This window comes from Anaerosacchariphilus hominis (assembly GCF_014290175.1).
GTDB classification, from domain to species: Bacteria; Bacillota; Clostridia; order Lachnospirales; family Lachnospiraceae; genus Laedolimicola; species Laedolimicola hominis.
This window is the reverse complement of sequence record NZ_JACOOR010000003.1, coordinates 263,928-286,177: the sequence shown is the minus strand read 5'-3', so window position 1 is coordinate 286,177 and position 22,250 is coordinate 263,928. Positions and strand designations below refer to the sequence as shown.

Genomic DNA, 22,250 nt, shown 5'->3' with positions numbered 1-22,250 from the left:
GAGAAAGGGAAACTATTTTATGGAAAAACAGTGCAAATCCGGATTTGCCACACTGATTGGCAGACCCAATGTGGGAAAGTCCACCCTGATGAATAAGCTGATTGGACAGAAGATCGCCATTACCTCCAATAAGCCACAGACCACCCGGAACCGGATTCAGACGGTCTATACCTGTGACGAGGGACAGATCGTATTCCTGGATACGCCGGGCATCCATAAGGCCAAGAACAAGCTGGGCGAGTACATGGTCAATGTGGCGGAGCGGACCTTAAAGGAGGTGGACGTGGTGCTCTGGCTGGTGGAGCCCACCACCTTTGTGGGCGCCGGAGAGCGTCATATCGCGGAGCAGCTGGCCAAGGTGAAGACGCCGGTGATTCTGGTCATCAATAAAACGGATACGGTGAAAAAGGAAGAGCTTCTGGCGGTCATCGACACCTATCGGAAGCTGCACGATTTCCATGAGATCGTGCCCGTATCAGCCTTAAACGGCGACAATACGGAGACTCTGATCGAGCAGATTTTCAAGTATCTGCCTTATGGTCCGAAGTTTTATGATGAAGATACAGTGACGGATCAGCCCATGCGGCAGATCGTGGCGGAGCTGATCCGGGAGAAAGCCCTTCGCTGCCTCAATGAGGAGATCCCCCACGGAATCGCCGTGTCCATTGACAAAATGAAGGAGCGGCCGGGAGGAAAGGTCATGGATATCGACGCCACCATTATCTGTGAGAGGGATTCCCATAAGGGTATCATCATCGGAAAACAGGGCAGTATGCTGAAGAAGATCGGCAGCACGGCCCGGTATGAGATCGAGGATATGCTGGAGATGAAAGTGAATCTGCAGTTATGGGTGAAGGTGAAGAAAGACTGGAGGGACAGTGACTTCCTCATCAAGAACTTCGGATATGATAAGAAGGAGCTGGAGCTGTAGCGATAGAGGTTTTGTGGCCGGCCGGTTGCTGCCATATTTTTGGCAGGATAGAGAGAGCAGTTTTGGGGACGCTAAGAACGGAGGATGCGGGTGCATCGTATCTGAAAGGGGCGAGCGTGGATGACGTGGGATGTATTTGAGCGGACAGGGTCTGTGGAGGATTATCTGAAGTACAGAGGAATTACCCGGGAAGGGGCAGCGAGCTGCCTGGGGGAGAAGGGAGAAGGCCGGAAGGCCGGGTCGGAATATGGGACAGATGATTACGGTGACAGGCCTGGTACTGGCAGCCTATCCCCAGGGAGATTACGATAAGCGGCTGGTGCTTCTGACGAAGGAGCGGGGCAAGATCACAGCTTTTGCCAGAGGGGCCAGACGGCAGAACAGCCCCCTTCTGGCGGTTTGCAATTCCTTTGTGTTCGGGGAGTTTACGGTCTACGAGGGCCGTACCTCCTTTAATCTGATGCAGGCCAGGGCCGGGAACTATTTCCATGAGCTCAGCGCGGATTTTGAAGGAGCCTGTTACGGGTTCTATTTCTGCGAGGTGGCGGAATATTATACCAGGGAGGCCAATGACGAGCTGCAGATGCTGAAGCTTCTGTATCAGTCCCTGCGGGCCCTGGTCAGTCCGCGGATTCCGGATGAGCTGATTCGCTACATATATGAACTGAAGGTGCTGGTGGTAAACGGAGAATGTCCGCCGGATTTCGAGACATTGGATATCTGCCAGTCTACCCTGTATACCCTTCAGTATATCGCGGCCTCCCCGGTGGAGAAGCTCTATACCTTTCAGGTGTCGGAAGAGGTTCTGGGAGAGCTGCGGTTTGTCATGAACCGTTACCGGCAGCAGTATATGGAAGGACATTACCGGTCTCGGGAGATTCTGGAGGCCTGCGTGGGCCTGCCCGGAGCGTCCGGAAGTTAAAATTCGGGAAAGCAGTTGAAAAATCACCCAAAAGACGCTATACTATATGAGATTCCCTGAACTGACGATTCAGGAAAAATATGGGAGGACATATTGATGAGAAAATTAATCTGTATCTGTCTTCTGGCCTGCGGGATTTTTCTTCTGGCAGGGTGCGGAAACTCCGTACCGGAGGGGAATGCTATTTCTGTAGACAAGAAGGGGACGATCACCAGTACCATCACGGAATCTTTTGATAAGGATTTCTACGATGCGGACGAACTGAAAGAGGAGATTGACAGCGAACTGGCGGATTATAATAAAACCTTTGCGAAGGATCACATCAGTCTGAAAAAGTTTGAAGTGAAGAATGGCACAGCAGTGCTTCAGATGACTTTTGCAGGCAGCGATGACTACAGCAGCTATAATGAAGAGGAACTGTTTGTTGGGACTGTATCCGAAGCCCGGGCAGAGGGCTATGACCTGTCCGGAGAACTGCTGGATCCGAATGGGGCGAAGACGGACTTTGGTTCTCTGGAAGCGGGGGACGAAGCAAAGGTTCTGATTCTGGAGACAGATGATGCCTGCCAGGTATTGGTACCGGGAGAAATTCTGGCGGTATCCGCAGGCGGGAATGTGACTGTTACAGGTAAAAAGCAGGCGGCGGTGGAAAGTGCCGGACTGTCATATATCATTTACAAATAATCAGTGAAGAGGAGAAAAGCAAATGGAAAAGACAATGGACAAGATTGTATCTCTGGCAAAGGCAAGAGGCTTTGTGTATCCGGGTTCTGAGATTTACGGTGGCCTGGCAAATACCTGGGATTACGGTAATCTGGGCGTGGAGCTGAAGAATAACGTAAAGCGCGCCTGGTGGCAGAAGTTCGTACAGGAGAACCCTTACAACGTAGGCGTAGACTGCGCCATCCTGATGAACCCGCAGACCTGGGTAGCGTCCGGACATCTGGGCGGCTTCTCTGACCCGCTGATGGACTGCAAGAGCTGTAAGGAGCGTTTCCGCGCGGATAAGCTTATCGAGGATTATATGGCTGACAATGACATCGAGATAGAGGGTTCTGTAGATGCCTGGTCTCCGGAGGAGATGAAGGCTTATGTGGACGAGCACAATATCTGCTGTCCTTCCTGCGGAAAGCATGATTTTACAGATATCCGTCAGTTCAACCTGATGTTCAAGACCTTCCAGGGTGTGACCGAGGACGCGAAGAACACGGTATATCTCCGTCCGGAGACTGCACAGGGTATCTTTGTAAACTTTAAGAACGTACAGAGAACCTCCAGAAAGAAGATTCCCTTCGGTATCGGACAGATCGGTAAGTCCTTCCGTAACGAGATTACACCGGGTAACTTTACCTTCCGTACCAGAGAGTTCGAGCAGATGGAGCTGGAATTCTTCTGCAAGCCGGGTACCGACCTGGAGTGGTTTGCTTACTGGAAGCAGTACTGCATCGACTGGCTGAAGTCTTTGGGAATGAAGGATGACGAGATGCGCGCCCGCGATCATTCTCCCGAGGAGCTGTGCTTCTACAGCAAGGCTACCACGGACCTGGAGTTCCTGTTCCCCTTCGGCTGGGGCGAGCTGTGGGGTATTGCAGACAGAACTGATTACGACCTGACCCAGCATCAGAATGTATCCGGACAGGATATGTCTTACTTTGATGACGAGTCCAAGGAGAAATATATTCCCTATGTCATCGAGCCGTCTCTGGGCGCGGACCGTGTGGTTCTGGCGTTCCTGTGCGCAGCTTACGACGAGGAGGAGCTGGAGGGCGGCGACGTGCGTACCGTGCTTCATTTCCATCCGGCGCTGGCACCGGTGAAGATCGGTGTGCTGCCCCTGTCCAAGAAGCTGAACGAGGGCGCGGAGAAGATCTTTGCGCAGCTTAGCAAGAAGTATAACTGCGAGTTCGATGACAGAGGTAACATCGGTAAGAGATACCGTCGTCAGGACGAGATCGGTACGCCGTTCTGCGTAACTTATGACTTTGAATCTGAGACTGACGGCGCAGTGACCATCCGTGATCGTGATACCATGGAGCAGGTGCGTGTGAAGATCGACGAGCTGGATGCTTATTTTGCAGATAAATTTGCGTTTTAATTTTATAGTCTTATAACGGACGAAACAGGAAAAATGCACCCCTGGCTGACACGTCAGCCAGGGGTGCATTTTTCCTGTTTCTGGCGTTGAAAGATGAAAACGTCCTCTTCACCAACATCTATGTCTCATTCCATCCCTCCTCTTTTTTTGAAATTGTTAAAAATATATCAAAAAGTAAGAAAGATATATATTTAACACTTGCAACTTTGTGTGCAATATGATAGAATGCGAATATAAAAAATCAGAAAATTAAAGAAAAGATTGTGAAAAATAAACCAATACAGATAGAAAATATTCATAATTACATGATAAAAAAATAACAAAACATAAATCAATTCAAGGAGGTAATCTATGGCAAAGAAAGCGGAAGTGAATCAGGAACTGGAGACCAGGACAGACGTGGAACTGCTTCAGGAGAAGATGACGAAGATGCGGGAAGCACAGAAGATTTATGCTTCCTTTACTCAGGAGCAGGTAGACCGGATTTTCTTTGAGGCAGCCATGGCAGCCAACAAGCAGCGTATTCCGCTGGCAAAGATGGCCTGTGAGGAGACCGGTATGGGCGTGGTAGAAGATAAGGTTATCAAGAACCATTACGCAGCCGAGTACATGTACAATGCCTACAAGCGCGTGAAGACCTGCGGTGTCATCGAAGAAGATAAGTCCTATGGTATCAAGAAGATTGCAGAGCCTGTGGGGCTGGTAGGCGCAGTCATCCCCACCACGAACCCCACATCCACCGCCATCTTCAAAAGCCTGATTTGCCTGAAAACCCGTAACGCCATTCTTATCAGCCCCCATCCCCGCGCAAAGAAGTGTACCGCAGAGGCGGCCCGCATTGTGAGAGAGGCAGCGGAGAAGGCCGGAGCGCCCGCAGGACTCATTGACTGCATCGAGAGTCCCACCATCGAGCTTTCCAACGAACTGATGAAGGGTGCGGACGTGATTCTGGCTACCGGCGGACCCGGCATGGTAAAGGCGGCGTACTCCTCCGGAAAACCGGCCATCGGCGTAGGTCCGGGAAATACCCCGGTTATCATGGACAGCAGCTGCGACATTGAGCTGGCTGTATACTCCGTGATTCATTCAAAGACCTTTGACAACGGTATGATCTGCGCGTCCGAGCAGTCCGTTACCGTACTGGAGGATATTTATGATAAGGTACGCGCGGAATTCATAAAGCGTGGCTGTCATATGTTGAATAAAGAAGAGCTGGATAAGATGCGCGGCATTATTCTGACAGAAGCAGGCACTGTGAATCCGAAGATCGTAGGACAGCCGGCTTATGTGATTGCGCAGCTGGCAGGTTTTGAAGTACCGAAAGCTACCAAGATCCTCATTGGCGAGGTCACCTCCGTGGATATCTCCGAGCCCTTCGCCCATGAGAAGCTGTCCCCGGTACTGGCACTCTATAAGGCGAAAGATTTTGAAACAGCTCTCGACATGTCGGAGCGTCTCATCGAGGACGGCGGCTACGGCCATACTTCCTCTTTGTACATCCATCCATCCCAGATTGAGAAGATGGCTCAGCACGCAGCCCGCATGAAGACCTGCCGTATCCTGGTGAATACACCTTCCTCCCAGGGCGGTATCGGCGACCTGTACAACTTTAAACTGGCTCCTTCCCTGACACTGGGCTGCGGATCCTACGGCGGAAACTCCGTATCCGAGAATGTAAACGTGAAGCATCTGATCAATATCAAGACCGTAGCAGAAAGGAGAGAGAACATGCTCTGGTTCCGTACACCGCAGAAAGTATACTTCAAGAAAGGCTGCCTGCCGGTGGCGTTGGATGAGCTGAAGAACTATTATCATAAGAAAAAAGCCTTTATCGTAACCGACGGCTTCCTTTACAGTAACGGCCACACGAAACCCATCACGGATAAGCTGGATGAAATGGGCGTCACCTATTCCTGCTTCTACGAGGTAGCGCCCGATCCGACCCTCCAGTGCGCGAGACGGGGCGTGGAGCAGATCCGTGCCTTCCAGCCGGATGTGATCATCGCTCTGGGCGGCGGTTCCGCCATGGACGCAGGCAAGATCATGTGGCTCATGTATGAGCATCCGGAGCGCCGTTTTGAAGATCTGGCCATGGACTTCATGGATATACGGAAGCGTGTCTATGTATTCCCGAAGATGGGTGAGAAAGCCATGTTCGTGGCGATTCCCACCTCCTCCGGTACAGGCTCCGAGGTAACGCCCTTCGCCATCATCACTGATGCGGATACCGGCACCAAATGGCCCATCGCAGACTATGAGCTCCTTCCGAATATGGCCATTATTGATACGGATTACATGATGACTCAGCCCAGAGGACTGACCAGCGCGTCCGGTATTGACGCCCTGACCCATGCCCTGGAGGCTTATGTTTCCATCATGGCTACAGACTTCACCGACGGCCTGGCCCTGAAAGCAGCGAAGAACATCTTCGATTATCTGCCCCGCTGCTACGAGGACGGTCCCAACGATCCGGTGGCAAGAGAACATATGGCAAATGCCTCCACCATGGCAGGTATGGCTTTCGCCAACGCATTCCTGGGCGTATGCCACTCTATGGCACATAAGCTGGGCGCATATCACCACCTGCCCCACGGCGTGGCAAATGCTCTGCTTATCGAGCATGTGATGCGCTACAACGCGGATCCGGCTCCGGTGAAGATGGGAACTTTTTCTCAGTATCCGTATCCCCATGCAAAGGAGCGCTACTGTGAGGTAGCCCGTTTCGTAGGGATCACCGGCAAGGACGACGATGAGGTATTCGAGAACTTTATCGGGGCTATCGCAGCCCTGAAGGAGCGTGTAGGCATCAGAAAGTACATTAAGGATTACGACATCAAGGAAGAAGATTTCCTGGTGACTCTGGACGAGATGGTGGAAAACGCTTTCAACGACCAGTGTACCGGCGCAAACCCCAGATACCCGCTGATGTCCGAGATCAAAGAGCTTTACCTGCGGGCTTACGACGGCAGATAAGCTGTGAAAAGATTGTCAGAGATAAGAAAATAAAGGAAAAAACGACAGCCCGGACGCTTTTGATAGTCCGGGCTGCCGCCTTTTTAAAAGATGGTTAAATAATAGACAAAAACAAACGTTTTCATAAGCTGATTTTTATTTAAATTTACGAAAGATGGGTTGACAAAACGAAATGGTGTGTTACACTATAGATGTGCGCAGGGTTGGGTCGTTGACCACATATCCCGCGCTCACTTTACGTTACGGGAAAATTTCGGGCAGGAACCGGATTCTGAGTTGCCGGATTCCGAGTTACAGAGACTGCCGCAGAGCGTAAGGTGGACGTGGAGAGAACATTATATTACAGGAGGAAACAGGGCAATGGCAAAATGGGTTTATTTGTTCAAGGAAGGAAATGCGCAGATGCGTAATCTTCTGGGTGGAAAGGGAGCGAATCTGGCAGAGATGACAGGTCTGGGACTTCCCGTACCGCAGGGCTTCACCATCACGACGGAAGCCTGCACCCAGTATTACGAGGACGGTCAGGAAATCAATGACGAGATCATGGGTCAGATCAATGAATACATCGGAAAGATGGAAGAGATTACAGGAAAGAAGTTCGGTGATGCGGAGAATCCGCTGCTGGTATCCGTACGTTCCGGCGCCCGGGCATCTATGCCGGGTATGATGGACACCATTCTGAACCTGGGTCTGAATGAGACCGTAGTAAACGCGATTGCAGAGAAATCCGGCAATCCCCGTTGGGCATGGGACTGCTATCGGAGATTTATCCAGATGTACTCTGATGTGGTAATGGAAGTAGGAAAGAAGTACTTTGAAGAGCTGATTGACGCCATGAAGGAGAAGAAGGGCGTTAAGCAGGACGTAGAGCTGACAGCAGAAGACCTGAAGGAACTGGCAAATCAGTTCAAGGCAGAATATAAAGAAAAGATCGGCGCAGACTTCCCGGATGATCCGAAGGAGCAGCTGATGGGAGCAATCAAGGCTGTATTCCGTTCCTGGGACAACCCCCGTGCGAACGTATACCGTCGTGACAACGATATCCCCTATTCCTGGGGAACAGCCGTTAACGTACAGTCCATGGCATTCGGTAACATGGGCGACGATTGCGGTACCGGCGTAGCGTTCACACGTGACCCGGCTACCGGTGAGAAGGGACTGTTCGGTGAGTTCCTGACCAATGCACAGGGCGAGGACGTAGTAGCAGGCGTTCGTACTCCCATGCACATCTCCGAGATGGGCGAGAAGTTCCCGGAGGCATTTGAGGAGTTCAATAAGGTTTGCAAGATCCTGGAGGATCATTACAGAGATATGCAGGATATGGAGTTTACCGTAGAGCACGGCAAGCTGTACATGCTGCAGACACGTAACGGTAAGAGAACCGCACAGGCAGCTCTGAAGATTGCCTGCGACCTGGTAGACGAGGGTATGCGTACAGAGGAAGAGGCTGTAGCCATGATTGACCCGCGTAACCTGGATACCCTGCTTCATCCCCAGTTCGACGTTGCAGCACTGAAGGCAGCGACACCGGCCGGCAAGGGTCTGGGAGCTTCTCCGGGAGCAGCATGCGGACGCATCGTATTTACCGCAGAGGATGCTGAAAAATGGGATGAGAGAGGCGAGAAGGTTGTTCTGGTTCGTCTGGAGACCTCTCCGGAGGATATCACAGGAATGAAGGTTGCACAGGGTATTCTGACCGTCCGTGGCGGTATGACCTCCCATGCGGCAGTTGTTGCCCGTGGAATGGGAACCTGCTGTGTATCCGGCTGTGGCGATATCGCTATGGACGAGGCAAATAAGAAGTTTACACTGGCTGGCAAGGAGTACCATGAGGGAGACTGGATTTCCATCGACGGTACCACAGGTAATATCTACGACGGACAGATTCCGACTGCGGACGCAAAGATCGCAGGCGAGTTCGGCCGCGTTATGGCATGGGCTGACAAGTTCAGAACTCTGAAGGTTCGTACCAACGCAGATACGCCGGAAGACGCTAAGAAGGCGCGTGAGCTGGGCGCTGAGGGTATCGGTCTGTGCCGTACCGAGCATATGTTCTTCGAAGAAGACAGAATCGCTGCATTCCGTGAGATGATCTGCTCCGATACCGCAGAAGAGAGAGAAGCAGCACTGGAAAAGATCCTGCCCTATCAGCAGGGAGACTTCGAGAAGCTGTACGAGGCTCTGGAGGGATGCCCGGTTACAATCCGTTTCCTGGATCCGCCTCTTCATGAGTTCGTTCCGACTGAGGAAGCTGACATCGAGAAACTGGCAGAGGCACAGGGCAAGTCTGTAGAGGCCATCAAGAACATCATTGCGTCCCTGCATGAGTTCAACCCGATGATGGGCCACAGAGGTTGCCGTCTGGCTGTTACCTATCCGGAGATCGCGAAGATGCAGACCAGAGCTGTCATCCGCGCGGCTATCAATGTAAAGAAGGCACACGCTGACTGGAATGTAAAACCGGAAATCATGATCCCGCTGGTATGTGAGGAGAAGGAACTGAAGTTTGTAAAGAAGGTAGTAGTAGAGACTGCAGATGCTGAGATCGCGGCAGCAGGCATCGACCTGAAGTATGAGGTTGGTACCATGATCGAGATCCCGAGAGCAGCCCTGACCGCAGACGCCATCGCAAAGGATGCGGACTTCTTCTGCTTCGGTACCAACGACCTGACTCAGATGACCTACGGCTTCTCCCGTGATGACGCAGGCAAGTTCCTGAACGCGTACTACGACAAGAAGATCCTGGAGAACGACCCGTTCGCAAAGCTGGATCAGACAGGCGTAGGCAAGCTCATGGAGCTGGCGATCAAGCTTGGCAAGCCGGTAAATCCGAACCTGCATGTAGGTATCTGCGGCGAGCACGGCGGAGACCCGTCTTCCGTAGAGTTCTGCCATAAGATTGGCCTGGACTACGTTTCCTGTTCCCCGTTCCGTGTACCGATTGCAAGACTGGCAGCAGCACAGGCAGCTATCAGCGAGGCACGTTAATTGGGCCAACATGTTTTTTAGGAACTTTTGAGATTCCAAAAGATTTCATATGGAAGAGCGGTAAGCTTTATTATGGCGGACATCGCGCTTTCCGGTTCCCGGAAAAGCTTGAATTTAAGTTATTTCTAGTATAGGGAGTCTGTTACAGACTCCCTATATTTTTTGCGTTTGGGGGCAAAAAGCGCAAGATGTTGCGCATCGAAGGAGGTTTGAAGATGTTGTCTGAGTAATCAAGCAAAGAATCAAAGGCACAATTAAATATATGCTAAATGCATATATAATAATGTGATAAAATAGATATATGCTAAACGCATATGCCTATTTGTTACACCCTGTTTACAAAATCACTTTTTTATACCATCTGAACCAGCCATACATTACTGCGTACCATAAAATAACCGATGACAACCTTGATCAATTCGGTTGCCTGTACAAGGAAGTACACACTTACGATACCAAGTCCTGTAAAGTGCGCCAGTAGAAAGGCAGTTGGAACAATAATAATCCAGGTGAAAACAGAATCAAACAGGAAGGTAACCATTGTTTTTCCGCCGGAGCGCAGTGTAAAATAGGAGGCATGGCTAAAGGAACAGAAAGGCATGATGATTGCGGACACTGCAATAAATTTGGTTGCCAGTGCGCGGATTTCCTCAGAGGTATTGTAGATCTGTGGGAAAAATCTGCCGATAAAGAGCATACATATAGCCACAATGATACAGCAAAAAACACTGAATACAATCATTTTATTATCCGCATCCTTTGCTTTTTCCAGTTTACCGGCACCCAGGTACTGTCCAACCACAATGCTGATGCAGGCGCCAAGCTGAATATAAATGATGTTAAACAGATTGGTGATGGTCGTGGCAATGTTAAGTCCGGCGACTACTTCCAGGCCGCGGATTGAGTAGCACTGTATTACAGCTGTCATTCCCGCAGCCCACAGAACTTCATTCATCATAAGTGGTAATCCTTTGATGATGATTGCTTTTAATTCATCTGTGGGAATACCAAAGCCAGTATACGCTCCTTTGAGATACCGGTTTTTCTCGCTGTGCCTGTGTGCCCAGATGATAATCATAAGGGCTTCTATGTAACGGGCAATAACCGTTGCCAGAGCTGCACCCTGTACGCCGAGTTCCGGGAATGGTCCGATACCGAAAATCAGGAGATAGTCCAAGATGGCATTACTTCCAACAGCTACAAAACTTGCGATCATAGGAATCAGGGTCTGACCGGTTTCCTTGATATTGGTTGCATAAGACTGATTTACAGCAAAGGGAATCAGGCCTGCCATCATAATGATCAGATACTCTAATCCATACTGTAATGCAGCACCTGTCGCGCCGCTTCCGGAAGTGTCTGTGAGATAAAGAGAAATCAGGCTTTCCCCCTTTGTTACAAACAACAGAATGGTAAGTGCTGTAACCGTCAAAGCTGCATACAGCTTAAAACGGAAAGAATACATATGTCCTTTGTGATTTCCTTTTCCGAAATACTGGGCACCAAAAATGCTGGCTGCTGACACAGCCCCGAATATTGCCAGATTATATACAAATATCAGCTGATTGACAATGGCTACTCCGGACATCTGCTCTGTACCAAGCTGTCCAACCATAATATTGTCAAGAAAACTAACCAGGTTTGTGACTGCGTTTTGTATGATCATCGGCAATGCCAGTGCGATGTAGCTTTTATAAAAATTTCTGTCTCCGATATATTTTCTGCGAAACTTTTCTAACATAAATCCCTTCCTTTACATAAATCCCTTTTTAATACCTGTTCAGCATAACATATTTTCGCAGGATTTTATACCTTCTTTTTTAGTTTTCGTAGAGAAAACGCATGGAAAAGCAAAAGACCGTTTTAAGGACTGTTTGGTTCTTAAAACGGTCTTGCAAAGATGCGCACTCTTTTTCAATGTTCTTCGGTTATTCCGCTGCAGTAACGGAAAGCACCTCGCCCATAAAAGGATCTACCTCGGAGATGGTTCCGGTATAGGTTACGGTGACCTTATCTCCAACCTTTACCTTGTCTAAGCCCTCCGGCTTTTCATTTTCGAAGGTAAATTCGTAGGAGCTGCCGGAAGCGTCGGTTACGACAAACATGAAATCCTTTACCTCGTCCAGGGTTCCGGTAAATTCAGAAGCGTCCTCCGCGTCTTCCTTTCCGGTGGTCTGGGAAGCGGAATTACCGTTGCCGGATCCCTTGGTTCCGCAGCCTGCGATCAGGGATGCGGTAATGGCAGTGAAAAGTATCATCATAGTTAATTTCTTTTTCATAAGAAAACCTCCTGTTCGTTATTTATGTTTTCAATTTATTGGACGTTCTATACCGTTAAAAAGTTTCATTTCAGGCGAAAAATTTATCTCAGTCGGAGTCAGGTCTCCGACTGAGATAAACGCTCCGCGAGGATGCGCAGTGATTCTGATAGGAATATGTCAGCTTCGCTGTCCAGAATCACGCGCCAAGTCTTACGGACGTTCGACTTGAATTTTGGGGTTGACAGGTAGTATGCGACACGTTATAATCGTTCTAAATAGAACGATATAAAGGGAGGAGGCCTATGCATTTCTGGGATCGGCATAAGACGATTACCTGTTATTATGAGATGCTGATGGCGTCTGTATGCGAAAAATATGATCTGAGAAAGCTGGAATATGATATTTTATTGTTTTTGTATCACAATCCCCAGTATCATACAGCAGCAGATATCGTCAGAATCAGAAAATCAACGAAGTCCCACGTATCCACCGCATTGAAGGTGTTGGAAGAAAAAGGATTTATTGAAAGAAAGACAGCTGCGGACAATAAAAAGCATGTGGATCTGCTGTTGTCAGATTCTGCCAACGAGCTGATACAGGAGGGAATTCAGGTGCAGAAGCAATTTGCGCACGATATGCTCCGCGGACTTACGAAAGAAGAAATCGTCCTGTGTAAGCAGGTATTTCAGAAAATATGTAATAATGCGGAAAGATGTATCAAAGAGAAGGGCTGGAAGTAAGATGAGTAACGCAAGTTATAAACCGAAGATGCCGGATTTGATGGAGGCGGTATTTGACACAGGATACCTGTTGTTTGACCTGATTGCAGGAATTGTATTTTTATCAGCGGCAAAGGGAAACAGCCTGTATGCGCTGTACGGTATTCTGACTCTGACCCTCTGCGGCGGAGACGCTTTTCATCTGGTTCCGAGAGTGATCCGGGCCGTAAAGGGAAGCAGTGAAAAAATCGAACATATGCTGGGAAGAGGTCTGCAGATTTCTTCCATTACGATGACAGCCTTCTATGTAATCCTGCTGTATATCTGGAAGCTTACCTTCCCGGGACTGCAGGCGCCGGCTACTGTGGAAGCAATCATATGGATTTCCGCGATTATCCGTATTGCGATCTGCATGCTGCCCCAGAATCACTGGTGTACCGAAGAGGGCAATATGAGACTGTCCGTCATTCGGAACGGCGTGTTCGCGATTACCGGTATCGGCGTGATCATTCTGTACGCTATTTCCGGAAATGCCGGCGGATATCATATGACCAGAATGGTAGCCGCGATTCTCATCTCCTTTGGCTGCTATCTTCCGGTTACGCTTTTCAACAAGAAGAAGCCGATGGTCGGAATTTTGATGATTCCCAAGACCTGCGCTTATATGTGGATCATTATTATGGGTTTGCAGCTTCTGTAAAATGAAACTGCAGACAGGAAAGAAGACAGGAGGAAGAATGATGCAGAACTTAGAACAGTTTTTGAGATTACTGACAGGACATTTTGACAACAGAGAACAGTTTAACCAGATGCAGAAGGCGGAAAAGGTATATCCTTTGGCAGAGCATGTCAATACCGTCTGCAACGATAAAATCCGGAATCTCCCCGCAGATTTCCGGGGAAAATTTCTTGTGGAAGAAAGCTATTATGAAACCAATGGGAAGAAACACGCCTCAGCCCATCTGTTTCTGTTTACAGAGGAGCAGGACGGCGTTCTGCTTACCTCCTATGAGATACCGGAGGGAGCGGATAAAAACAGCTTTACCTATGCTTCCATGGAGCCGGTGGACTACGGAGATTTAAAAAAATCAGAGAAGTTCACACCAGCCCTTTACCGGGAGAAAGACGGAGTCTGGGAAGGCGGCAGTACAAGTCAGTTTACCCCGGTTATGAAGTTCCGGCTCTGGGAACGTTTTTCCGAGGCATGTCTGGAAGTATCTGAGAGCATAGAAGTAAACGGAAGAAGGACCTTTGGATACGACGATCCCATCCGGTATAAACGGGTATAAGAAGGCTGTTTATAAAAGAATACGAACAGTGAAATCACGGCCATCCAGGTAAAACTGGTATTGGCCGTGTTCCTGTTCTACATAGTAAATGACGCTCTGCACGCCAATCCCATGCCCTTCCCGGGAAGTGACCGGAATACCGTCGGAAAAGACGGGAGGCGTATCGGTGGGATTCTTTTCCAGCATCAGCAGATGCCCGGAGCGTTCAAAGATAGACAGGTAAACACGGCGGTCTTTGCCGGACAGCTTCTGGACGGCATGCATGGCATTTTCCAGAATGTTGGAAAGAATGGCGCAGAAAGTCATTTCCGAACAGGGAAGCTTTTCCGGAGCTTCAATCTTCGCGTCAAAGGTGATATCCTGTTCTGCAAAACGGGCGCTGTAAATGGAAAGCACAGAGTTGAGAAGCTCGTTACTGCAGAAGCTGTGAAGGACGGTGTCATCGTAATGCTGATTGATTTCCCGGATATAGTCCAGGGCTTTTTCCGGATGCTGCTGCCGGATCAGGCTTTCGATGGCGGAGAGGTGGTGGCGGGTGTCATGGCGCAGGATCCGCAGGCGGCGTTCACTGATGCGGGCCTGTTCGATTTCAGAGCGCAGAGAGGACAACTGCATGGCAGTAAGCTGACCGTATTGTTCCGCCCGGTTTTTCCGTTCATATTCTTGGAAATATACCAGAAGAAAGATTACATAGGACAGACACATGGAGAAAGCCAGAAATTCCACGACTACCTTGCTGCCCGAATACAGCAGAGTGGAGAATTTCGTGGTGACGTAATCAAAGAGATAATAAACCAGGGGCATGGCGCCAAGAATACACAGATCCCGGTTGGACTTGGAAAGCAGAAGGGCGGTGGTCTGACAGAGATGGCGGCTCAGAAGGTAAAAGACCGCGCAGGTGGTGAGAATCCGGGTCAGGTAATAGACCCAATCCAGTCCGCAGAAGGAAAAGGCCAGGATGCCGGCCCAGTTGCTGAACTGACAGCAGAGATAGGCGGTCAGGATCGAGACAAGCGCAGGCAGCCACCTGTATTTGTAATAAAATACCAGCAACAGAAAAAGAGGCAGGTGTACCAGCAGGGGGTAAATGGGGTCTGCCCAGGACGCGCCCAGAGCCAGGACAACGGGATAATACAGAAGTCCGGAGACTGCGCCCGTGGAGAGCAGCAGGAGGATGTTTTTCCTGTCCTGCTTCGCACCGAGAAAAAATGCCGACAGAAAAATGCCGAACAGCATCGTAGTAATATGATGAATGAGTGCCAGAGTCTGAATCAGCATAAAGAATCCCCCATTTTTCAGAAAAGTAATAACGCCTACCGCATACAGATATAAACCACGTATCCGGCGTACAACAGAATCATTGCCAGTCCCTCCGGTTTACTGAGCCTCCGTCTGGTCCAGGCCATGATCCACACGATGAAGCTGAAGCCGATGAGAACAATGATGTCAATGATATTTTCCCGGATAAAGGTAATGGGATTCAGGGCCGCGGCGATACCGAGAACCATCAGGATATTGAAAATGTTGGAGCCGATGGCGTTGCCCAGGGCCATATCGACCTCATTTTTGCGGGCTGCCACGATGGAGGTCATAAGCTCCGGCAGGCTGGTTCCGAAGGCCACAACGGTAAGTCCGATGAGGTTCTCGCTGATTCCGAAGGCCGCGGCGATGGTTTTGGCGCCGTCCACAACCCAGTCGCTGCCAAAAGTGATGGCTGCGATACCGAGAACGATGAAAAGGAGACTTTTGGGAACGGACAGCACCTTCATTTCCGCTGTTTCCTCTGTAAGCTCCGAGCTTTCGCTGTTCTTGGAATGCTGGGCGGATCGAATCATATAGAGAAGAAAGAAAACAAACAGCACGATGAGAATCAGTCCGTTTACCCGGGTCAGTACCATTCGGTTCCGGCCAAGCACCAGAAGCAGGAAGGCGCAGAATACGGAAAAGGGAAAATCGATTTTCAGGGTGCTTTTCTGTACCGCCACAGGCGTCAGGGCGGCACAGACGCCGATTACCACCATCAGGTTGAAGATGTTGGAGCCTACGGCGTTGCTGACTGCCAGGGCGTTACTGCCTGCGATGGCGGCGGTGACGCTGACCGCCGTTTCCGGCAGGCTGGTTCCCATGGCCACGATGGTCATACCGATGATCAGGGACGGTACGTGGAAATGCTTGGCAATGCTGCTGCTGCCTTCCACAAAGGCGTCGGCTCCCTTAACCAGGAACAGGAAGCCGACGATCAGCAGAATCACGGCAAAGGGTACGCTCTGTAGAAAAGAATTCATAGTTTTTCCTCCTTTTGACGCAAGAGAGTAGAAATAAGATGGACAAAACAAAAGACTCAGGTATATCCTTCCACCAATATGGCGAAAACATATACATGAGTCTCATTTTTTAAGATTTGCCAGGTAAAAATACCGGGTCTGTTGACAAATCACACTTGCGTGCAAATTACTCCCTCACGGTATCTTTTATGATATTGGGTTCATGATAGCAGACAGGCAGACGCTTGTCAATAAAAATTTTCAGTTACGATTTTTCTGATTTCTCCTTAACCTTTTTCTCCTTTTTGGAGTCCGGAGTACTGATGCTGTATTTCACGGCGAATTCGTTGAAGCATTCCTGATAAGCCTCGTCCCGCATGTGGCGGACGCTCTTTACGTATTCATGGGTGTCGAACTCGGAGCTTTCCGTCTCGATCATGGCCACGGCCACGTTGGAGCAGTGGGCTGCGATACGCTCCAGATTTGTCAGCAGGTCATTGAAGGCGAAGCCCTGCTGGAATTCGCACTTGCCCTCCCGCAGACGGGTGATATGACGGTTCTTCAGCTCATTGCAGAGCATTCCGATGAGCTCGCGGAGAGGCTCTACCTTTTTGGCCAGTTCCAGGGAGTCTGTACAGAAAGCGTCTACAGTCAGGTCTGTGATCTCCCGGATAGAAGCGCTTAAGACGCTGATCTCATACTGGGCAGATTCGGAAAAGCTGATCTTCTTATCGGACAGCTCCTTGGCTACCTTGGAGATATTTACCGCATGGTCTCCCAGACGCTCGAAATCGCTCAGGGTATGAAGAAACTTGGAAACCTCCTGGGTCTGGGTGTTGTTCATGGGCTGACCGGTCAGCTTCATGAGATAGGTTCCCAGCTTGTCCTCATATTTGTCGATGAGGTTCTCCTTTTCCTGTACCTTATTGTACTTGTCCTGAGAGAAATCCTTCAGCAGGGCAAAGGCACGGCCAAGATTTTTGCGGGCTTTCTTTGCCATACCGTTCATGGCGGTGTGGCTCTGGGTGATGGCAAGGGCCGGATAAGCCAGGAAACGCTCCTCCAGCAGATCGAAGTCTGCCTGTTCCTCCAGCTCCTCCGGATCGTCCTTGATGATCCAGAAGACGAACTTCTCAATGAAGCGGATAAAAGGCACCAGTACCAGGATAGTCGCCATACGGAACACGGAGTTCATAAGGGCAATGGTCACCGGCCGCATGGTCACGTCCATAAACGGGAAATGCACAAAGGCATTGACGCTGTAGAAGACGATGGACCAGAAAATCATACCGAACAGATCGTTCAGCAGATAAATGAGGGCGGTACGCTTACCGTTCTTATTGGTTCCGATGGAAGAAAGCAGAACCGGACATGCAGCGCCGACACCGATACCCATGGTGATGGGGAGAGCCGCCGCGAAGCTGATGCTGCCGGTCATGGACAGGGCCTGCAGGATACCCACAGAAGCGGAAGCGCTCTGAAGCACCGCTGTAAAGGCGATACCCACCAGGATACCCATAAAGGGATTCTCAAAGGTGGTCAGCAGATCGACGAACCGGGGATTCTCTTTTAAAGGGGAAACCGCGCCGCTCATGGTCTGCATGCCTACCATCAGAATGGAGAAGCCCAGCATAATGTCGCCCACATTCTTATAAGTGGTTTTCTTGAAAAACATCTTGAAAATGATACCGATAATAGCCACCACTGCGGAAATGGTCGCGGTGGACAGAAGCTGGGCGATACCGCCGGATCCATCGATGTAGGACAGACAGAGAATCCAGCCGGTCACGCTGGTGCCGATATTGGCGCCCATGATGATACCGATGGCCTGTGCCACCTTCATCATACCGGAGTTTACGAAGCCCACGACCATAACGGTGGTAGCGGAAGAGGACTGGATGATGGCTGTCACGGCAGTTCCCAGAAGAATGCCCTTCAGGGGGGTGTTGGTCAGCTTATAGAGGATCAGTTCCAGCTTATTTCCTGCCACTCTTTTCAATCCGTCGCCCATCATGGACATACCGAAAAGGAATAAAGCGACTCCGCTTAACAGTGTCAGGATAATTGTTATTCCATTCATGTGATTTTTTCTCCTAAGTGTTTTTTCCTATACACGAACACTTCTATTATATGATAGTTTACGCCGTTTTTACAATCCCTTAACTACAATTTTATGAAAAATCAATGTAAAATTTACAAAAACAGGAGAAGATGAGGACGATCTGCCGAAGAACAGGCGTAGATTCTAAAAACTTGAAAAGGAAAAAAAGCTCTGCTAAAATAGGCCTGTATTAGAAGAAAAGAAACAGGATCCATAGTAAAACGGAATGGACAGAGGATAAAAAGAGAGAAGAGTGAAGCAATGAAGCAGACAGAAGAATGGAATTCTACAAAAAGCCGGATCGAGATTCAGATAAAGGAGCTGCGGCATCAGCTCCATATCTGTCCGGAGATCTCGGGACAGGAGCGGAAGAGCAGATCGGCTATAAAACGGTTTCTGGAAGAAAACACCCATTTTGAACTTCACGACTGCGGAGCGGGTTTTTACGCGGCTTGCCGAAGCAGCGCACCGGAACAGGAAAAAAAGGGTATCGCGTTCCGGGCGGACTATGACGCGCTGGCGCTGCCGGAGGGCGGTGCGGCCCACCTCTGTGGTCACGATGGCCACGCAGCGGCCCTCTGCGGCGTGGCCCTTTTACTGGAGCAGGCAAAAGGGGAAGGACGGGATCCGGGGAGAGACGTACTCTTTCTGTTTCAACCCGCCGAGGAGACCGGCGCAGGCGCGGCGCCCTGCTGTGAACTCTTTGATAAGGAAGATATAGAAGAAATTTACGGCGCCCATAATCTGCCGGGGTTTGCTTTTGGGGAAATATATACAAAGGAAGGAACCTTCGCCTGCGGGTCCGAGGGACTGACCCTGCGGTTTACGGGAAAGCCCACTCATGCGGCCTATCCGGAGCTGGGCGTGTCCCCGGCCCCGGCTGTGGGACAGCTGCTGACAGAGATTCCCGCATTTTTAGATAAGAAAGAACACGGCTACGGCGGTATGGCGCTCTGCACCGTCATCGGCGTACAGATGGGAGAAAAAGCCTTCGGCGCGGCGGCTATGAAGGCGGAGGTCTGGCTGACTCTCCGGGCTGAGCGGGGCGCGGATCTGGAAAAACTGCGTCAAATAATACTGACCCGTGCGGAAGAACTGGCAGCGCAGGACAGTCTCACCCTGGAAGCAGAGGAGCAGGACGTCTTCCCGGCCACCGAAAATGACAAGACCAGCGCCGAAAAGGTATTAAAAGCCTGCGGCGGCCGCATCCTGCAGGAGCCCATGCGCTGGAGTGAGGACTTCGGCCATTACCTGAAGCATTGCCGGGGGGCGTTCTTCGGCATCGGAGCAGGAGCAGACCATCCGGGTCTCCACACAGAGACTTACGAGTACCCGGACGGTCTGCTCCTGCGGACGGCGGAGAATTTCCTGAAATTATTATAGAAAGAAAAGATTGTACGGCAGAGAAATTGATAAAAATGATGCAGTAGACGTAAAAACAGGCCGGAAATTTTACTCCGGCCTGCCCTTTTATTGGAAAGGAAATTACATCTTAGGAACATTCTTGGTCTCTGCGAAGGTCTTGCGGTTATCCAGCTGATAATCGAATTCCTTCATGTAAGCCAGCTCTTCCTCGGTAAACTGACGCAGGGTGTTCAGAACCTCGCCATTCTTGTATTTGCGATCGCCCACATCCTCGGTGGTTCCCATAACGGTCACATTCAGTTGTCTTCTACGGGCACGAACCTGATCCCAGTCGATAAAGTATACATGAGCGAACTCACCGCCGTCTACCTCGCCGTCCTTGATGGTCAGAGTCTCGCTGCGTCCGAAGAAGGAGGAGCGAAGATGTCCGTCCGTATTGAAGCTGGAATAATTGCCGGGCTCATTTACATGGCGGCCAAACTGCGCATGAATAGGGCCGGGATGACGGTACATGCCTTCCTCACGGAAATCCGGAATCAGCTTCCGCATAATATCCAGCAGATCATGCTGCAGATACTCCAGGTCAAAGGCGTCGATATCATGGGAAGCTTCCTGTACCATCACGGAGCAGGTGGTGTGATGGGATGCGATGCATACCGTTCCATTTTTAATGCCGGATTCTCTTACAATCTGAAGCACCTCTCTGGTTACATCGTGAAAGGTGGGAATCCATCCTCTTGATTTCAGTTCCAGCTCTTTCTGTACTACTTTGAATTCCATATAAAATCCTCCTTTTATTTTGAAATTAGTATGTTCTGTGAAAATTATTTGCGGTGACGGTCGTCCCAGGCTCTCCGCACTGCGGAAATCATCTCGTCCACCATGGCGGCACGATTAGGAGCCTTGACTACTCCGGAAGAAGAACCGGTGGCCTCTGCGCCGGAAAAGATGGTATTGTAAACGTCCTTGCCATTGGAAATACCCGCGCCCTGAAGTACAAGCACATCCGGATTCACGTCCTTCACGGCACGCATGGATGCTTCGACATATTCAGGCCCGCTGGTGATGCCGGTTCCAATGAGCTCGGAGGGCTCGGCAACGATGATGTTGGGATTCAGCCGGGCAATCATGGAAGCCTCCACTACGGAATCCGCGCAGACGATGGTGGTAAGACCTACTTCATCAGCACGCAGGATGGTCTCCCGTAAAACAGAGATATTGAGCGGCTTTTCCGCATGATTCAGCATGACGCCCTCCGCACCGACGGCAACCAGAGATTCTGGAAGGGTGTCCGCAAGCCCCCGTCCCGGTCGAAGCGGATCCATATGAGGCGCGAATACATGGATATGTTTTGTGATGGCTTTTACCTGCGCAATTTCCACAAGGGGCGTGGTGAAAATAATATCGACCTGATATTTTTCAGAAGCAGCATCTGCAGCTTTGGCCAGTTCCAGGATATCGTCTCCGTAGAGATAGGATTTCGGCCCGATTTCAAAAAACGGCGCGCGAATAGTAGAGTTAGGATTCATAGTCCGTTCAGCTCCTTTCCTTTGATTAATAACATTATATTTTCAGGAAACAAAAAAGTCAATAATATTTTCTTTTTACTTTCATAAACGTTAATATATACAAAAAAACAAAGAGAAATTCGTAAAAAATCACAGTTGAATTTATGAAACGAAAATGATATTTTCTTTTTATAAAAACGACAGGGAGGTCGGCGTATGAAAACAGAAAGCATGATGGCGGCAAAGGGCGCGTACGATATTGAGGCGGCCTGTATTACGGAAATGAAAGAATATTTCGATGAAGAACAGTTCGCGAAAGCGGTGGAGCTGCTGGCAAAGGCAGAGCGGATTGGTACGACAGGCTGTGGCCATTCGGGGATCATCTGTCAGCATCTGGCTCATCTGCTGTGCTGTATTGAGCGGCCGGCCCGTTTTATTTCCCCGGCGGAAGCGGTGCATGGGGCGACCGGATTTCTGCAGAAGGGCGACGTGATGGTATTTGCGTCCAGAGGTGGAAAGACAAAAGAGTTGCTTCCGATTCTGGATATCTGCAAGGCAAAGGGCGTGTCTGTGATTTCAGTGACAGAAAATATGAAATCTCCGCTGGCGCTGGCTGCAGACGCAGTGTTAAAGCAGCATGTCAACCGGGAGACGGATAAGTACAACGCCCAGGGAACGACCAGCACCACGGCCCTGTGTATGATTTTCCATGCCCTTCAGGCAGCGCTGATCGAGGAAACCGGTTATCAGGCGGAGCAGTTTGCCCTGATCCATCCGGGCGGAGCTGTGGGAGAACGTCTGAATCATAAGGCTTTGTAGCGTGCAAAAGCAGGC

General features: G+C 50.0%; 18 protein-coding genes. 11 read left to right on the top strand and 7 right to left on the bottom strand.

The window, feature by feature from the left end:
* Positions 1-19 precede the first annotated feature (19 nt).
* The 6 genes from era (at position 20) to ppdK (ending at position 9,909) form a co-directional block, all read left to right on the top strand.
* On the top strand, positions 20-931 hold the full coding sequence (era, locus tag H8S44_RS06295; RefSeq protein ID WP_186871740.1) for a GTPase Era: 912 nt from the start codon (positions 20-22) through the stop codon (positions 929-931).
* Between the two features lie 247 nt (positions 932-1,178).
* Positions 1,179-1,853 carry a DNA repair protein RecO gene (gene recO / locus H8S44_RS06290; RefSeq protein WP_186871739.1) on the top strand — a complete coding sequence of 225 codons (675 nt, stop codon included), beginning with the start codon at positions 1,179-1,181 and terminating at the stop codon, positions 1,851-1,853.
* Between the two features lie 96 nt (positions 1,854-1,949).
* The gene (locus H8S44_RS06285; RefSeq protein WP_186871738.1) at positions 1,950-2,537 is read left to right on the top strand and encodes a hypothetical protein; all 588 of its coding nucleotides are present in this window, start codon (positions 1,950-1,952) and stop codon (positions 2,535-2,537) included.
* 22 nt (positions 2,538-2,559) lie between these two features.
* Complete coding sequence (locus H8S44_RS06280; RefSeq protein WP_186871737.1) at positions 2,560-3,948, top strand: glycine--tRNA ligase; 1,389 nt, start codon at positions 2,560-2,562, stop codon at positions 3,946-3,948.
* Positions 3,949-4,299: 351 nt separating this feature from the next.
* On the top strand, positions 4,300-6,921 hold the full coding sequence (adhE, locus tag H8S44_RS06275; protein ID WP_186871736.1) for a bifunctional acetaldehyde-CoA/alcohol dehydrogenase: 2,622 nt from the start codon (positions 4,300-4,302) through the stop codon (positions 6,919-6,921).
* A gap of 360 nt (positions 6,922-7,281) precedes the next feature.
* Positions 7,282-9,909 carry a pyruvate, phosphate dikinase gene (ppdK, locus tag H8S44_RS06270; protein ID WP_186871735.1) on the top strand — a complete coding sequence of 876 codons (2,628 nt, stop codon included), beginning with the start codon at positions 7,282-7,284 and terminating at the stop codon, positions 9,907-9,909.
* Between the two features lie 352 nt (positions 9,910-10,261).
* Here the strand turns inward: ppdK and H8S44_RS06265 are convergent, their stop codons facing one another.
* Positions 10,262-11,650: an MATE family efflux transporter gene (locus tag H8S44_RS06265; RefSeq protein WP_186871734.1), complete on the bottom strand. Its 1,389-nt coding sequence runs from the start codon at positions 11,648-11,650 to the stop codon at positions 10,262-10,264.
* A gap of 187 nt (positions 11,651-11,837) precedes the next feature.
* A complete protein-coding gene (locus tag H8S44_RS06260) occupies positions 11,838-12,188 on the bottom strand; it encodes a hypothetical protein (RefSeq protein WP_186871733.1) in 351 nt (116 codons plus the stop codon).
* A gap of 284 nt (positions 12,189-12,472) precedes the next feature.
* On the opposite strand from H8S44_RS06260, the gene H8S44_RS06255 reads away from it, so the two are divergent.
* The 3 genes from H8S44_RS06255 to H8S44_RS06245 are packed head-to-tail and all read left to right on the top strand — an operon-like array spanning position 12,473 to position 14,178.
* Positions 12,473-12,910: a MarR family winged helix-turn-helix transcriptional regulator gene (locus H8S44_RS06255; protein ID WP_186871732.1), complete on the top strand. Its 438-nt coding sequence runs from the start codon at positions 12,473-12,475 to the stop codon at positions 12,908-12,910.
* A gap of 1 nt (position 12,911) precedes the next feature.
* A complete protein-coding gene (locus H8S44_RS06250; RefSeq protein ID WP_186871731.1) occupies positions 12,912-13,589 on the top strand; it encodes a hypothetical protein in 678 nt (225 codons plus the stop codon).
* A gap of 40 nt (positions 13,590-13,629) precedes the next feature.
* Entirely contained in the window at positions 13,630-14,178 is a 549-nt protein-coding gene (locus H8S44_RS06245; RefSeq protein WP_186871873.1) for a hypothetical protein, read from the top strand.
* A 9-nt stretch (positions 14,179-14,187) separates the two neighbouring features.
* Here the strand turns inward: H8S44_RS06245 and H8S44_RS06240 are convergent, their stop codons facing one another.
* The 3 genes from H8S44_RS06240 to H8S44_RS06230 all read right to left on the bottom strand — a co-directional run bounded on the left by H8S44_RS06240 (position 14,188) and on the right by H8S44_RS06230 (position 18,522).
* Positions 14,188-15,456 (bottom strand): sensor histidine kinase, encoded by a 1,269-nt coding sequence (locus H8S44_RS06240; RefSeq protein WP_186871730.1) that lies wholly within the window; start codon positions 15,454-15,456, stop codon positions 14,188-14,190.
* Between the two features lie 35 nt (positions 15,457-15,491).
* On the bottom strand, positions 15,492-16,463 hold the full coding sequence (locus tag H8S44_RS06235) for a calcium/sodium antiporter (RefSeq protein ID WP_186871729.1): 972 nt from the start codon (positions 16,461-16,463) through the stop codon (positions 15,492-15,494).
* Positions 16,464-16,707: 244 nt separating this feature from the next.
* Complete coding sequence (locus tag H8S44_RS06230) at positions 16,708-18,522, bottom strand: Na/Pi cotransporter family protein (RefSeq protein WP_186871728.1); 1,815 nt, start codon at positions 18,520-18,522, stop codon at positions 16,708-16,710.
* A 282-nt stretch (positions 18,523-18,804) separates the two neighbouring features.
* Here H8S44_RS06230 and H8S44_RS06225 point away from each other — a divergent pair, with 282 nt between their 5' ends.
* Complete coding sequence (locus H8S44_RS06225; RefSeq protein WP_186871727.1) at positions 18,805-19,926, top strand: M20 metallopeptidase family protein; 1,122 nt, start codon at positions 18,805-18,807, stop codon at positions 19,924-19,926.
* Positions 19,927-20,028: 102 nt separating this feature from the next.
* Here H8S44_RS06225 and H8S44_RS06220 read toward each other — a convergent pair whose 3' ends face one another.
* Both H8S44_RS06220 and H8S44_RS06215 read right to left on the bottom strand, forming a co-directional pair.
* Complete coding sequence (locus tag H8S44_RS06220) at positions 20,029-20,688, bottom strand: YjbQ family protein (RefSeq protein WP_186871726.1); 660 nt, start codon at positions 20,686-20,688, stop codon at positions 20,029-20,031.
* A 44-nt stretch (positions 20,689-20,732) separates the two neighbouring features.
* The gene (locus H8S44_RS06215; protein WP_186871725.1) at positions 20,733-21,437 is read right to left on the bottom strand and encodes a triose-phosphate isomerase; all 705 of its coding nucleotides are present in this window, start codon (positions 21,435-21,437) and stop codon (positions 20,733-20,735) included.
* 195 nt (positions 21,438-21,632) lie between these two features.
* Here H8S44_RS06215 and H8S44_RS06210 point away from each other — a divergent pair, with 195 nt between their 5' ends.
* Positions 21,633-22,235 (top strand): KpsF/GutQ family sugar-phosphate isomerase, encoded by a 603-nt coding sequence (locus H8S44_RS06210; protein ID WP_186871724.1) that lies wholly within the window; start codon positions 21,633-21,635, stop codon positions 22,233-22,235.
* Positions 22,236-22,250 lie beyond the last annotated feature (15 nt).